Origin of the sequence: Kitasatospora sp. NPDC051853, from assembly GCF_044452665.1 — a bacterium.
In the GTDB taxonomy this organism is placed as follows: Bacteria; Actinomycetota; Actinomycetes; order Streptomycetales; family Streptomycetaceae; genus Kitasatospora.
This window is the reverse complement of record NZ_JBITBY010000001.1, coordinates 940,236-953,398: the sequence shown is the minus strand read 5'-3', so window position 1 is coordinate 953,398 and position 13,163 is coordinate 940,236. Positions and strand designations below refer to the sequence as shown.

Sequence of the window (13,163 nt, the reverse complement as noted above, 5' to 3'; positions counted from 1 at the left end):
GGGTCCGTCAGGCCCCGGTCCGCGCGGGCTCGTCCCCGGTGACGGTGATCGCCCGGCCCGGGCAGAGCTCGGAGGCGAGCCTGACGTCGCCGAACTGCTCCGGCAGCAGGACGGCCTGACGGAGCCTCACGAGAGCGTCCCGGTCGTCCTGCTCGAAGACCGCGGGGGCGTTCGTCACGCACATGCCGGAGCTACAGCAGCGCTCCCGGTCGACGCTCACCTGCATGTCGGGCACCTTTCGCCAGGGCGGCACCGGCTGGCCGGCGGCCGCCTCTCCTTGTCACGGCCAACCTAGCCGCCACTGGTCCAGACCACGGTGGCCGGAACGGGAATGGCCGATTCGGCCACCGTGCGCGAACCCCGTTGCGGCGCAAGGCGTTTCGCCCCACGGCACTCCGCCGGACCGGCAGCGGACCCCACCGTACGGACGGCCTCACGTGTCTTCGGAGGTGGCCAACTCCCCTGGGAAGGACACCGTTTCATCCTCGGCGACCCTCTCCTCCGGCTCACACCGCACCACCCGGGCCGGCCCGGCGAGACAGCGTGACCGCGCTCGTGGGGCAGCGGAGACTGCCCCGGCGGGGCACCGACGACTGCGCTCGCAGCGCAGCGGCAACTGCACCGGAGGCCGCCGAAGGCGGATCTCAACGACCCCTTCCGGCCAGGTCCGCAACGTCCGGGGCGTCCCGGGAGTACGTCCACTGCCCGGTCGGACTTCCCGTCGGTCCCCGGTCCCCGGTCCCGGTCGCCGGTCGCCGGTCGCCGGCGGCTGGGCGGCGCCCGACTCGTCGTGCGTGGTGCCCACGCCGAATCGGGGCTTGAAGTTGACGCTGCGGCAGCTCCTACAGTCGTGACCAGGGCCGGACGGACCGGCCCGGTGAGGAGGGGCGATGGACCTGCCGATCGCGGAGGTCGCCCGACTGTCGGGCGTGACCGCCCGGACGCTCCGGCACTACGACGAGATCGGCCTGCTCCCGCCGGCCCGGATCGCCGCCAACGGGCACCGCCACTACGGGGAGGGGCAGCTCCTGCGGCTGCAACAGATCCTCGTGCTGCGGACGCTCGGCCTCGGCCTCCCGGAGATCGGCCGGATCGTCGGCGAGCAGGTCGACGAGGTGGAAGCCCTGCGCGGCCACCACCGTCGCCTCCTGGCCGAACGCGACCGGCTCGACGCGCTGGCCGCCACCGTCGCCCGCACCCTCGCCGACCTGGAACGCTCCAGAGAGGACGGCAGCCCCATGACCATCAACCGCCCGGAGAACCTCTTCGAAGGCATCCACCCCGCCCGCTACCAGGACGGGCTGGGCGACTTCCCCGAACTCGCCGAGGCGACCGCGCGCCGGACCGACGGCATGGACCTCGCCGAGGTCGAGCGGGGCCAGCGGGAGCGCACGGCCGTGATGATCCGGCTCGCCGAACTGATGGTGAGCGGTGTCCCGGTGGCCGACGGGGCGGTGCAGGCCGAAGTCGACGCGCAGTTCCGCTCCCTGACGTCGCTCCACCCGGTTTCGGCGGACGAGTTCCGTGCCATGGGGCGGGCCTGCGTGCGGCAGCCCGAGTGGCGCGCCGCGCACGAGGCGATCGCTCCCGGGCTGGCCGAGTACCAGCAGGCCGCGATCGAGCTCTACGCGGCGGGTCTGCCGGCCTGAGCCACCGTCAGGCCTCCCGGCCCAGCTGCTCCGCCCAGTCGGCCAGGCGGGCGAAGTCGTCCGGCGTCAGACCGGTCCTCGGGTCGACGTGGTACAGCAACGCCGGGCCCGGGTGGTGGGCCCGGACCCAGGCCCGGTCCGCCTCCGTGATCAGGTCGTCGACCCACGCGAACGGACGCCCCTGGGCCCAGGCCACGATCTCCGGCGTCTTCCAGAACACCCCGCCCCCGGGTTCGGGGCGGGGCTCCGACCAGACGACGACCGGCAGTTGGGGCAGGCCGAGGAGCGGCGCGATGAAGGCGTTCGCCTCCTCCTCCCAGGTCGTCGCCCAGACGAGGTCGAACGGGAGCCCGGTGAGCGCCGCCCCGTGGTCCTCGTTGAGCCAGACCCGCAGCGGCTTCACCCGTTTGTTGGGCAGCCCGTACTCACGCAACCGCCGCCGCTCCATCGCCTCCCACCGCGGCGTGGTCAACCGGTGCGTCCCGTACCCCTCGGGCCGCCGGTACGGCTTCGCCGCGAACGGGTTCAACGGCCCGTCCACATCCACCATCAACAACGGCCGCACCGTCCCACCCTCCACTCTTTCGTGACCGGACCATACCGATGACCATGGCTCGCAACCACGGGTTTTGTGGTGCCCGGGCCCGCACTGCCGGGGCTCGACGGGGCCCTTCAGTCCCACCAGAAGTCCCAACTGCGGCTGAGCGCGAGCCGTTCCGCGTAGCCGGCCAGGGTGGTGGGGTGGTGGCCCTGCCAGATGTTGTCGGGGCAGAACGCGAAGTGCTCGGCGGCCACGAGGAACGCGTCCCGGGCGGCCTGCGGGGTCCCGACGCCGTCCAGGAGCTCGGAGTTCATGGGCGGAGGCTCACCTCGACCCCCGACAGCGCGAACCCCCGCCCCACAGTCGCACCCTGCCCTGGTGCCCGTGGCAGGCTTGCTGGTCATGGATACGGACATCGTGGAGGTCAGCGCACAGCCACTGCCGCTCCTCGTGGTGGACGCCGCGAACGTGGTGGGTTCGGTGCCGGACGGCTGGTGGCGTGACCGGCGGGGTGCTGCGGAGCGGCTGCGGGACACGTTGGTCCCGGTCGCGGAGCACGGGTTGGTGCTGCCCCCGGATCGCGTTCCGGGCCCGTGGCACGGCGGCCGACCGGATGTGGTGCTGGTCGTGGAGGGGGCTGCTCGCAGGGTGGCCGGGATCCCTCGGGTACAGGGGGTCGAGGCCCTGGGGAGCGGCGACGACCGCATCGTCGAGTTGGTCGGCGCGGCTCGGTCCGCCGATCCGGAGCGCGCCTGCCTGGTCGTCACCGCCGACCGGGAGCTCCGCATCCGGGTCACGTCCTTGGGCGCGGAGGTGGCCGGCCCGCGCACCGTCCGCCCCGCCTGAACGGTTCGCGCGAACCGGCCGCCGTAACGAGGAGCAGCCTCGGCATCCCTCAGGGGCCGGACTCCTCAGGCGGGCAGACGCAGAGCCCGTCCACGGCACGCTCGGCAGCGGTGTGCAGTTGCCGGACCTCCCTGCGGGGGAGGCGGGCGACCGCGATGGCGATCCGATCGGGATCGGTGGGGGTTCTCGCGGTCACCTCGAACTCGGCCTGCTCGGCTGCCGCCGCTCGGAGCAGGATCGAGAAGACGTAAGCGTCCTTCTCCATGGCGTAGGCGTCGGCCCACAGTTCGATCAATGCGCCGCTCCGCAACGTCACGTGCCAAGCGGAGGGAACTCCAGCAGCGAACTCCATGGCCGCGAGCCTAGCCGTTGCCGGGGCGGTCGACTCCTGTGGGTGAATAGGGGTCTTCTCAGGGGCCGCCGACAGGCCCCGGGGCGAAGGCGCTTGAGTCTCCAGTGGGGGGAGACGGGAGGGTGGGGGCATGGACGGCGACGCGCTCTTCACGATCGGGGACCTGGCCCGGCGGACCGGGCTGACGGTCAAGACCATCAGGTTCTACTCGGACGCGGGGATCGTGCCGCCGACGGACCGCAGTCCGTCCGGCTACCGGCTGTACGACGTCGGCGCCCTCGCCCGCCTGGACCTGGTGCGCACCCTGCGCGACCTCGGGGTCGAACTCGCCGTCGTCCGGCGGGTGCTGGACCGGGAGGTGTCGGTGTCCGAGGTGGCGGCCGCGCACGCCGATGCGCTGGAGGTGCAGATCCGCACGCTCCACCTGCGACGTGCCGTGCTGCGCGCGGTGGCCGAACGAGGCTCCACCACCGAGGAGATGACCCTGATGCACCGACTGGCGAAACTGACCGACGAGGAACGCGAGCGCCTGGTGGCCGAGTTCATCGACGACACCTTCGGCCGCTACGACGCCAACCCGGAGCTCGTCGCGATGATGCGCGCGGCGGCGCCGGTGCTGCCGGAGGACCCCGCACCCGCGCAGGTCGAGGCCTGGGTGGAGCTGGCCGAGCTCACCCGGGACCCGGAGTTCCGGGCGTCCGTGCGCAGGATGGCCGAGTACCAGGCCGCCGAACGCGCCCGGGGCGATGACACGGGGCTGCACCACGAGCTCACCGAGACCGTGCGCGAGGAGGTCGGCCGGGCGCTGGCGGCCGGTACGGCCCCGGCCTCGGTGCAAGGGGCCGCCGTGCTGGACCGCCTGACGGCCCGTTACGCGCAGACCTTCGGCCGGGCCGACGACGCGGAGCTGCGGCGCTGGCTGCTGCACCGGCTGGAGGTCGCGGGCGATCCCCGGGCGGAGCGGTACTGGCACCTGCTGGCCACCGTCAACGGCTGGCCCGTCCCGGAGGGGCTGGGGCCGGTCTTCGGATGGCTCGGCGAGGCGCTCCTCGCGCACCCGGGGCAGTAGCACGGGCCCGCCCGCTCTGACGCTCCGACGGGGAGCGGGCGGGGCCGGCACCCGTCGGAGCGTCACAGCGGGCGCGACCGAGGCCGGTCGGGAGCGGCCAGGGCGGCGCCGAGGACCATGCCGACGGCGATGCTGACGACAATGGTCACCAGCTTGAGCAGGTCCTGGAACCCCTCGATCACGTAACCGCCGGCCAGCGTGGTGAGGCCGCGCATGCCGAGCGAGCCGACGGTGAGGGTGAAGAAGCCCGGGAGCAGCAGCACGAGCCGGGGCGGGTGCCGCGGTGAGCGGGCCAGGACCGTGGCCACCACGGCGAGGACGGTGGCGGCGACGAACGTGCCGCCGACCTCGCCGATCAGTCCCGTGACGAGCGACTGCACTCCGACGGTCAGGTAGACGAGGAGCAGCAGCACCCCCAGGAGGCGCAGCGGGACCGCGAAGGCGAGCACGGTACCGACGGTGAAGACGATCCAGCTGAGGAACAGCGACCAGCGCGGCAGGTCGGAGGTGGCCGCCTGGTCGAACAGGGCCCGGGTCGGGGTTCCGGTGACGAGGACGCCGATCAGCACGCCGACGTACAACTGCAGCAGCAGGAAGGCCGAGTAGACCAGGCGGACGGCACCGGTGGTGACGAGGCCGGCGGCGAGCTCTGCCGAGGCCGCGCTGAGGTAGTCGCCGGGGACGAAGAAGAACAGCGCCGGGAGCATCAGCAGGACGGGGCCGCCACGGGCCGGGTCGTCGGCGAACAGTTCCAGGGTGAGCACGGAGACGGTCACCGACACCACCAGCGGCAGGACCTTGGTGAGCCGTGGCCTCCGGTCGGCCGCGACCGCGAGGGCGGCGACGACGGCGCTGAGGGCGGCGGTCGTGCCGATCTCGTACCAGGTCGGCTGCATCAGCGGGGCGAAGCCGACCGAGAACAGCACGATGCCGAGCAGCTTGAGCCACCAGGGGTAGGGCGCCGGGGAGTTCCGGATCCGCTCCAGTCGCCGCTCGGCCTGCGTGAGGTCCGTGCGGCCCTGGGCCAGGTCGGCGAGGAGCGGCTTGAGCGCGGTGAGCCGGTCGAGCCGGAACACCTCGGGGACGCCCTGGACGGTGACGGTCCTGGCCCGTCCGCGGACCGTGACCGTGAGGGTGGCCCCGTCCGGCACGAGGAGCATCTCCGTCTCGGCCCCCAGTACCTCGGCGGTGGACCGCAGGTGACGCCCGATCAGTTCGGCGCCCTCGCCGCTGGTGTCGAGCAGCAGCTCGGTCAGTTGCCGCAGGAAGGAGGTGACCCGGTCGAGGTCGGCGTCGTCTGGTCGGTCCACTGCCTCACGTCCCGGTGCGACTCGTGCTGCGAACGTAGCACCGCGTTCCTCCCCCGCCCCGCGCGAACACGCCGCCGGTCGGCTGACGATCCGTCGGGCACCCCTTGCGCCAGGTACCCCCCAGGGGTATAAATATCTGCACAAGGAGATACCCCCCATGGGTATCTGACGGACCATCAAGGGGAGAACGCCATGTCCTGCTGCTCCACCACCGGCACCTGCTCGACCACCCTCACCATCGAGGCCCCCGCGAGTGCCGCGACCGTGAGCACCGTCTACGCCGTCGCCGGGATGACCTGCGGCCACTGCGAGAAGTCGGTCGGCGCCGCCGTCTCCGCCCTCCCGGGCGTCACCTCCGTCACCGTCGACGTCACGGCCGGCCTGGTCACCGTCGCCTCCGAGGGCGAGCCCGAGGACGCGGCCGTGCGCGCCGCCGTCGACGAGGCCGGTTACCAACTCACCGGCCGCGCCTGAGGGTCCGCCCCTCTTCCGAAAGCCTTCACGACCCAGCGAGGAGCACACATGAGCACGCAGGCACCCGCCTCCCACGAGGTGGAACTCGAGATCGGCGGCATGACCTGTGCGTCGTGCGCGGCCCGGGTCGAGAAGAAGCTGAACCGGATGGACGGCGTCGAAGCCATCGTCAACTACGCCACCGAGAAGGCGAAGGTGTCCTTCGCCGCCGACTCGGTGCAGGTCGCCGACCTGATCGCCACCGTCGAGGCCACCGGCTACACCGCCGCCGTCCCCCGGCCGGTGGACGCCGAGCCGGAGACCGGCACCGCCGGGGAGCCGGACGCCCTGGCTCCACTGCGGCAGCGGCTGGTCACCTCGGTGGTGCTCAGCCTGCCGGTGATCGCGATGGCGATGATCCCGGCGCTGCAGTTCGACAACTGGCAGTGGCTCTCCCTCACCCTGGCCGCGCCGGTGGTGACGTACGCCGCCTGGCCGTTCCACCGGGCCGCGTGGACCAACGCCAAGCACGGCGCCGCGACCATGGACACCCTGGTCTCGCTCGGCACCGGCGCCGCATTCCTCTGGTCGCTCTGGGCCCTGTTCTTCGGGCACGCGGGGATGCCGGGGATGCGGCACGGCTTCGAGCTCACCATCGCCCGCTCCGACGGCTCGTCGAACATCTACCTGGAGGCGGCGGCCGGCGTCACCGCCTTCATCCTGGCCGGGCGCTACTTCGAGGCGAAGTCGAAGCGGACGGCCGGCGCGGCGCTGAAGGCCCTGCTGCACCTCGGGGCCAAGGACGTCACCGTGCTGCGCGACGGCGCCGAGGTCCGGGTGCCGACCGCCCAACTGGCCGTCGGCGACCTGTTCGTGGTCCGCCCCGGCGAGAAGATCGCCACCGACGGGGTGGTCGAGCAGGGCTCCTCCGCCGTCGACGCCTCGATGCTCACCGGCGAGTCCGTCCCCGTCGAGGTCGGGGCCGGCGACGCCGTCACCGGAGCCACCGTCAACGCCGGCGGCCGCCTGGTGGTCCGCGCCACCCGGATCGGCGCCGACACCCAACTCGCCCGGATGGCCAAGCTGGTGGAGGACGCGCAGAACGGCAAGGCCGCCGCCCAGCGCCTCGCCGACCGCATCTCCGGGGTCTTCGTCCCCGTCGTCATCACCCTGGCCCTGGCCACCCTGGTCTTCTGGCTCGCCACCGGCGAGGGCTGGACGGCCGCCTTCACCGCCGCCGTGGCGGTACTGATCATCGCCTGCCCCTGCGCCCTCGGCCTGGCCACCCCCACCGCCCTGATGGTCGGCACCGGCCGCGGCGCGCAGCTCGGCATCCTCATCAAGGGCCCCGAGGTCCTGGAGACCACCCGCAAGGTCGACACCATCGTCCTCGACAAGACCGGCACCGTCACCACCGGCAAGATGACCCTGCTCGCCGTCCACACCGCCGACGGCGTCTCCGAGGAGCAGACCCTGCGCCTGGCCGGCGCCCTGGAGCACGCCTCCGAACACCCCATCGCCGCCGCCGTAGCGGCCGCCGCCACCGACCGCCTCGGCACCCTGCCCCCCGTCGAAGGCTTCGAGAACGTACCGGGCCTCGGGGTGCAGGGCGTGGTGGACGGCCACGCGGTGGTCGCCGGACGGGAGCAGCTGCTCACCTCCTGGTCGCAGTACCTGACCCCGGAGCTGGCCGAGGCCAAGGCCGCGGCCGAGGCCGCCGGACGCACCGCCATCGCGGTCGGCTGGGACGGCCGGGCCCGTGCCGTCCTGGTGGTCGCCGACGCCGTCAAGCCCACCAGCGCCGAAGCCATCACCCGCCTGCGCGCCCTCGGCCTGCGGCCGGTCCTGCTCACCGGCGACAACACCGCCGCCGCGAAGGCCGTCGCCGCCGAGGTCGGCATCGACGCCCAGGACGTCATCGCCGAGGTACTGCCGCAGGAGAAGGTGGAGACCGTCCGCCGGCTCCAGGCGGAGGGCCACTCGGTCGCCATGGTCGGCGACGGCGTCAACGACGCCGCCGCCCTCGCCCAAGCCGACCTCGGCCTCGCCATGGGCACCGGCACCGACGCCGCCATCGAAGCCGGCGACCTCACCCTGGTCCGCGGCGACCTGCGCTCCGCCGCCGACGCCATCCGCCTCTCCCGCCGCACCCTCGCCACCATCAAGGGCAACCTCTTCTGGGCCTTCGCCTACAACGTCGCCGCCATCCCGCTGGCCGCCGCCGGACTCCTCAACCCGATGATCGCGGGCGGGGCCATGGCCTTCTCCTCGGTCTTCGTGGTCGGCAACAGCCTGCGGCTCCGGACCTTCCGGGCCCGCTGACTGTCCCTCCCCCTCCCGGTTCGCCCGGCACCGTCCCCCCACGGTGCCGGGCGAACTGGCATGATCCAGCGTCAGAGGGACCACGACCGAAGGAGGGAGCCGCCGCCATGCGCGTCGCACTCTTCGTCACCTGCGTGAACGACGCGCTCCGCCCGGAGACCGGCCGGGCCGTCGTCACACTGCTCGAACGGCTCGGCGTCGAGGTCGACTTCCCGGCCGGGCAGAGCTGCTGCGGTCAGCCGCAGTACAACTCCGGCTACCGGCGGGAGGCCGAGCCGCTGGTACGGCGGATGGCCCGCGAGTTCGCCGGCTACGACCACGTGGTGACGCCGTCCGGGTCGTGCGCGGCGATGGTCCGCGGGCACTACCCCCGGATCGCCGCCAAGGCAGCCGCCGAGGGCCGCGAACTGGGCCCGGCGGTGGAGGAGTTGGTACCCCGGGTGTACGAGCTGACCGAGTTCCTGGTGGACGTGCTGAAGGTGGAGGACGTCGGCGCCTGCTTCCCGCACACCGTCTCCTACCACCCGTCCTGCCACGGCCTGCGGATGCTCGGCCTCGGCGACCGGCCGCTGCGACTGCTGCGGGCGGTCCGGGGGTTGGAGCTGCGGGAGCTGCCGGGGGCGGAGGAGTGCTGCGGCTTCGGCGGCACCTTCGCCGTGAAGAACCCGGACGTCTCGGTGGCGATGGGACGGGACAAGCTCGCCAACGCCGCTGCCGGCGGCGCCCGTTACCTCTGCGGGGCGGACAACTCCTGCCTGCTGCACCTGGACGGCCTGCTCTCCCGCCGAGGAGGCACCGCCGTACGGACGGTGCACCTGGCCGAGATCCTGGCGAGCACCGGCGAGGAGGACGGGCGATGAGCGGCACCTTCCTCGGCATGCCCGCCTTCCCCGAGGCGGCCCGCACCGCCGTCCGGGACGAGCGGCTGCGCGCCAACCTGCGGCACGCCACCCACACCATCCGCGACCGACGGGCCACCGCCGTCGCGGAGTTGGACGACTGGGAGGAGCTGCGGGCCGCCGGGAAGGAGATCAAGGACCGGACGCTGCGCCACCTGGACCGGTACCTGGTGCAGCTGGAGGCCGCCGTGACGGCGGCGGGCGGCACCGTGCACTGGGCGGCGGACGCGGCCGAGGCCAACCGGATCGTGGCGGAGCTGGTGCGGGCCACCGGCGAGACCGAGGTCGTCAAGGTCAAGTCGATGGCCACCCAGGAGATCGGCCTCAACGAGCACCTCGCCGCCGAGGGCATCACCGCCTACGAGACCGATCTCGCCGAGCTCATCGTGCAGTTGGGCGACGACCGGCCCTCGCACATCCTGGTGCCCGCCATCCACCGCAACCGTGCCGAGATCCGGCAGGTCTTCGCGGACCGGATGGCCTCCTGGGGCCGCCCTGCCCCGGAGGGGCTCACCGACGAGCCCGCCGCCCTGGCCGAGGCGGCGCGGCTGCACCTGCGGGAGAAGTTCCTCACCGCCAAGGTGGCCGTCTCGGGAGCCAACTTCATGGTGGCCGAGACCGGCACCCTGGTGGTGCTCGAATCCGAGGGCAACGGGCGGATGTGCCTCACCCTCCCCGAGACGCTGATCTCGGTGGTCGGGATCGAGAAGGTGGTGCCCAGCTGGCAGGACCTGGAGGTCTTCCTCCAACTCCTGCCGCGCTCCTCCACCGCCGAGCGGATGAACCCCTACACCTCGATGTGGACCGGCACCTCGGCGGGCGACGGCCCCGCCGACTTCCACCTCGTCCTCCTCGACAACGGCCGCACCGACACCCTCGCCGACGAGGTCGGCCGCCAGGCCCTGCGCTGCATCCGCTGCTCCGCCTGCCTCAACGTCTGCCCGGTGTACGAGCGGGCCGGGGGCCATGCGTACGGCTCGGCCTACCCCGGGCCGATCGGGGCCATCCTGGTGCCGCAACTGGCGGGTGTCGGAGGTGAGTTGGAGGCCTCACTGCCGTTCGCCTCCTCGCTGTGCGGGGCCTGCTACGAGGTCTGCCCGGTGGCGATCGACATCCCCGAGGTCCTGGTGCACCTGCGGGAGCGGGCGGTGGAGGAGGGGCCGGCACACCGGGTCGAGCGGGTGGCGATGCGGGCGGCCAGCTGGCTGCTCGACCACCCGGCCGTGTTGAGCGCCGCCGAGCGGGCCGCCTCGGCCACGCGGGCGGTGCATCCGCGGCGGTTGCCGCTGCCGGGGGCGGTCGGGGCGTGGAGCGAGGAGCGGGACCTCCCGCCGGTACCGGCGGAACCGTTCCGGGTGTGGTGGGCCGAGCGCGGGAAGGGTGAGCAGTGATGAGCGGTTCGCGTGACACGGTGCTGGCCCGGATCCGGGCCGCCCTCGCCGACCGGCCGGGCGACGACGACCCCGGTCCCGTCCGGCGCGGCTACCGGTCCTCCCATCTGGCCCCGGGGACCGACCTGTTGGGCCTGTTGGGCGCCAACCTGAGCGACTACCGAGCCTCGGTCCACCGCTGCACCGAGGCCGAACTCCCCGCCCTGATCGGCCGCCTGCTCGCCGACCGCGGCGCGCGGACGGTGGCCGTCCCCGCCGGGCTGCCCGACGCGTGGCTCTCCGCCACCGACGCGGCCCGACTCCACGACGGCACCGACGAACTGACCCCGCAACACCTGGACACGGTGGACAGCGTCGTCACCACCTGCGCCCTCGCCATCGCCGAAACCGGCACCCTGGTCCTCGACACCGGCCCCGGCCAGGGCCGCCGCGCCCTCACCCTCGTCCCCGACCACCACATCTGCGTCGTCCGCCCGCCCCAGATCGTCCCCTCCGTCCCGGCCGCCCTCCCCCTCCTCGACCCCACCCGCCCCCTCACTTGGATCTCCGGCCCCTCCGCCACCAGCGACATCGAACTCGACCGCGTCGAGGGCGTCCACGGCCCCCGCACCCTGGAGGTCGTCATCCTCGACGGAGAGGTTCACACGCCGTGAGGATGGGCATCGCCGGTTTCGAGCCGTCGTTCCTGGTCGGGGTCGACGCGGTTCGGCGGGCGCACGGGGCGCGGCTGGCGGCGCTGGCCGGCAGGCGGCTGACGGGGTTCGCGGTGGTGCGGTTCGCCGAGGACGGGGAGTGGTTCGCCGACTGTCCGGTGGTACTGGACTTCGACGGGGTCCGGGTGGAGGTCTGCCACTGGAAGTTCGACGAGCTGTCGATCGGCTGGGACACGATCGACACCACGGCGGCCATCACGGGCTGGGAGGACTCCGGGTTCACGCCCGAGTGGTCGCGACGTGACGAGCACCTCGCGCCGCTCCTCGGACAGGAGCTGCGGGAGGTGACGCTCCTTCAGTGGCGGCCGTCGAAGCACGACCTGGCCGCAGGATCGGTGACGGTGGAGTTCGCCTTCGCCGACGGCTTCCTGCGAATCGCCAACGGCATGGACGAGAACACCATCGAACTCGGCCCGGCCGGGCCCGAGTACGTCCGCCACGGGCTGACCCGCTGACTTCCGCCGTCAGAGCAGCCAGCGGACGAAGGTGACGACGCCCAGGACCGCGAAGGCCAAGAGCACCAGGGCACCGGCGACGAGACCGACGCAGCCCAGCCATCCGTCGTCCTCGGAAGCGGACTCGGCACCGTCACCACCGCGCCGCAGGATGTGGTCCCCGACGGTGTGCCAGTACACCGGACTGCCGGCGTGCGCCGAGGCCGCCTCCCGGAGGCCGACCAGCCGGGCGCGGGCGGTCTCCGTCTCGACCAGCCGCTCGGAGCCGTACCAGCGGACCGCCGCCATCCGGGCGAGCGGATCGGAGTAGCGGGCCTCGAAGGCCGCCGTCTCGTCCGGGTCGCGGTCGGCTTCGAGGTAGGCCCAGCGACCGGCCTCGACGGGCTCGCCGTACAGGCGGTAGACCTCGGCCAGGCGGCGGCGGGCCGTGAGGTCGGCGGGGTACGAGCCCACCAGGCCGCGCAGGCGTTGGCGGGCGACGGGTATCCGGCCGGCGCGGAGGTCCGCGTCGACCTTCAGGAGAGTGGTCTCGACTGTCATCGGAGCATCGTGGCCGAGGGAGAACCGCAGGTCAAAGGGGTTATGCCGGGCGGCCGGCGAGGCTCGGGCGGCGGTGGCCGGTTTAACGCCGGGCCCGTGTTGGAATGTCCCGGTGTAGTCCGTGTACGACATGGAGGAGGGTGCGATGCCCCTCGAAGGCGAGTACGACCCGAGCCCGGCCCGGTGGATCCGCGAGCAGGTGGAGCTGTACGAGGGTTCGGGCGGCACGGAGGGCACCACCCTCTGGGACACCGGCCTGCCGGTCGTCATCGTCACGATGCGCGGTGCCCGCAGCGGCCGGATCCGCAAGGTGCCGCTCATGCGGGTGGAGCACGAGGGGCGGTACGCGGCGGTGGCCACCAAGGGTGGCTTCCCGCGGCATCCGGTCTGGTACCACAACCTCAAGGCCAACCCGCTGGTGGACCTCCAGGACGGCCCGGTGCGCCGCGGCATGACGGCCCGTGAGGTCACGGGGGCCGAGAAGGCCGTCTGGTGGGAGCGGGCCGTGGCCGCCTTCCCGACGTACGCCGAGTACGAGAGGACGGCCGGCCGGGTGATCCCGGTCTTCGTCCTGGAACCCGGGCCGGCGTAGGCCCGGGCGCGGACGGGGCGCGGACGGGGCG

The 13,163-nt window shown here is 73.1% G+C and carries 16 protein-coding genes; 10 read left to right on the top strand and 6 right to left on the bottom strand.

Features of this window, described 5'->3' with window-relative positions:
- Window positions 1-7: 7 nt before the first annotated feature.
- Window positions 8-226: a ferredoxin gene (locus ACIA8O_RS04210; RefSeq protein WP_396291965.1), complete on the bottom strand. Its 219-nt coding sequence runs from the start codon at window positions 224-226 to the stop codon at window positions 8-10.
- Between the two features lie 664 nt (window positions 227-890).
- On the opposite strand from ACIA8O_RS04210, the gene ACIA8O_RS04205 reads away from it, so the two are divergent.
- Window positions 891-1,649 carry a MerR family transcriptional regulator gene (locus ACIA8O_RS04205; protein ID WP_396291964.1) on the top strand — a complete coding sequence of 253 codons (759 nt, stop codon included), beginning with the start codon at window positions 891-893 and terminating at the stop codon, window positions 1,647-1,649.
- A 7-nt stretch (window positions 1,650-1,656) separates the two neighbouring features.
- Here ACIA8O_RS04205 and ACIA8O_RS04200 read toward each other — a convergent pair whose 3' ends face one another.
- Together ACIA8O_RS04200 and ACIA8O_RS04195 are read right to left on the bottom strand one after the other, a co-directional pair.
- Window positions 1,657-2,199: a hypothetical protein gene (locus ACIA8O_RS04200; protein WP_396292119.1), complete on the bottom strand. Its 543-nt coding sequence runs from the start codon at window positions 2,197-2,199 to the stop codon at window positions 1,657-1,659.
- A gap of 122 nt (window positions 2,200-2,321) precedes the next feature.
- Window positions 2,322-2,504, bottom strand: a complete 183-nt coding sequence (locus ACIA8O_RS04195; RefSeq protein ID WP_396291963.1) for a DUF4253 domain-containing protein — start codon at window positions 2,502-2,504, stop codon at window positions 2,322-2,324.
- 88 nt (window positions 2,505-2,592) lie between these two features.
- Between ACIA8O_RS04195 and ACIA8O_RS04190 the strand changes: the two genes are divergently transcribed.
- A complete protein-coding gene (locus tag ACIA8O_RS04190; protein WP_396291962.1) occupies window positions 2,593-3,036 on the top strand; it encodes an NTP pyrophosphohydrolase in 444 nt (147 codons plus the stop codon).
- Window positions 3,037-3,085: 49 nt separating this feature from the next.
- On the opposite strand, the gene ACIA8O_RS04185 is transcribed toward ACIA8O_RS04190, so the two are convergent.
- Window positions 3,086-3,331: a hypothetical protein gene (locus ACIA8O_RS04185; RefSeq protein ID WP_396291961.1), complete on the bottom strand. Its 246-nt coding sequence runs from the start codon at window positions 3,329-3,331 to the stop codon at window positions 3,086-3,088.
- Between the two features lie 187 nt (window positions 3,332-3,518).
- On the opposite strand from ACIA8O_RS04185, the gene ACIA8O_RS04180 reads away from it, so the two are divergent.
- Window positions 3,519-4,457, top strand: coding sequence for a MerR family transcriptional regulator (locus tag ACIA8O_RS04180; protein WP_396291960.1), 939 nt, complete (start codon window positions 3,519-3,521; stop codon window positions 4,455-4,457).
- A gap of 62 nt (window positions 4,458-4,519) precedes the next feature.
- Here the strand turns inward: ACIA8O_RS04180 and ACIA8O_RS04175 are convergent, their stop codons facing one another.
- Window positions 4,520-5,767 (bottom strand): threonine/serine exporter family protein, encoded by a 1,248-nt coding sequence (locus ACIA8O_RS04175; RefSeq protein ID WP_396291959.1) that lies wholly within the window; start codon window positions 5,765-5,767, stop codon window positions 4,520-4,522.
- 192 nt (window positions 5,768-5,959) lie between these two features.
- Between ACIA8O_RS04175 and ACIA8O_RS04170 the strand changes: the two genes are divergently transcribed.
- The 6 genes from ACIA8O_RS04170 to ACIA8O_RS04145 all read left to right on the top strand — a co-directional run bounded on the left by ACIA8O_RS04170 (window position 5,960) and on the right by ACIA8O_RS04145 (window position 12,000).
- Window positions 5,960-6,241, top strand: coding sequence for a heavy-metal-associated domain-containing protein (locus ACIA8O_RS04170; RefSeq protein ID WP_396291958.1), 282 nt, complete (start codon window positions 5,960-5,962; stop codon window positions 6,239-6,241).
- 48 nt (window positions 6,242-6,289) lie between these two features.
- Window positions 6,290-8,542: a heavy metal translocating P-type ATPase gene (locus ACIA8O_RS04165; RefSeq protein ID WP_396291957.1), complete on the top strand. Its 2,253-nt coding sequence runs from the start codon at window positions 6,290-6,292 to the stop codon at window positions 8,540-8,542.
- A gap of 107 nt (window positions 8,543-8,649) precedes the next feature.
- On the top strand, window positions 8,650-9,402 hold the full coding sequence (locus tag ACIA8O_RS04160) for a (Fe-S)-binding protein (RefSeq protein WP_396291956.1): 753 nt from the start codon (window positions 8,650-8,652) through the stop codon (window positions 9,400-9,402).
- Window positions 9,399-10,832, top strand: coding sequence for a lactate utilization protein B (locus ACIA8O_RS04155; protein ID WP_396291955.1), 1,434 nt, complete (start codon window positions 9,399-9,401; stop codon window positions 10,830-10,832). Before ACIA8O_RS04160 ends, ACIA8O_RS04155 begins: the two co-directional genes overlap by 4 nt.
- The gene (locus ACIA8O_RS04150) at window positions 10,832-11,485 is read left to right on the top strand and encodes a lactate utilization protein C (RefSeq protein ID WP_396291954.1); all 654 of its coding nucleotides are present in this window, start codon (window positions 10,832-10,834) and stop codon (window positions 11,483-11,485) included. Before ACIA8O_RS04155 ends, ACIA8O_RS04150 begins: the two co-directional genes overlap by 1 nt.
- A gap of 2 nt (window positions 11,486-11,487) precedes the next feature.
- Complete coding sequence (locus ACIA8O_RS04145) at window positions 11,488-12,000, top strand: hypothetical protein (RefSeq protein ID WP_396292118.1); 513 nt, start codon at window positions 11,488-11,490, stop codon at window positions 11,998-12,000.
- Between the two features lie 9 nt (window positions 12,001-12,009).
- Here the strand turns inward: ACIA8O_RS04145 and ACIA8O_RS04140 are convergent, their stop codons facing one another.
- Window positions 12,010-12,540 carry a DUF6584 family protein gene (locus tag ACIA8O_RS04140; RefSeq protein ID WP_396291953.1) on the bottom strand — a complete coding sequence of 177 codons (531 nt, stop codon included), beginning with the start codon at window positions 12,538-12,540 and terminating at the stop codon, window positions 12,010-12,012.
- 145 nt (window positions 12,541-12,685) lie between these two features.
- Between ACIA8O_RS04140 and ACIA8O_RS04135 the strand changes: the two genes are divergently transcribed.
- Window positions 12,686-13,132, top strand: coding sequence for a nitroreductase family deazaflavin-dependent oxidoreductase (locus ACIA8O_RS04135; RefSeq protein ID WP_396291952.1), 447 nt, complete (start codon window positions 12,686-12,688; stop codon window positions 13,130-13,132).
- Window positions 13,133-13,163 lie beyond the last annotated feature (31 nt).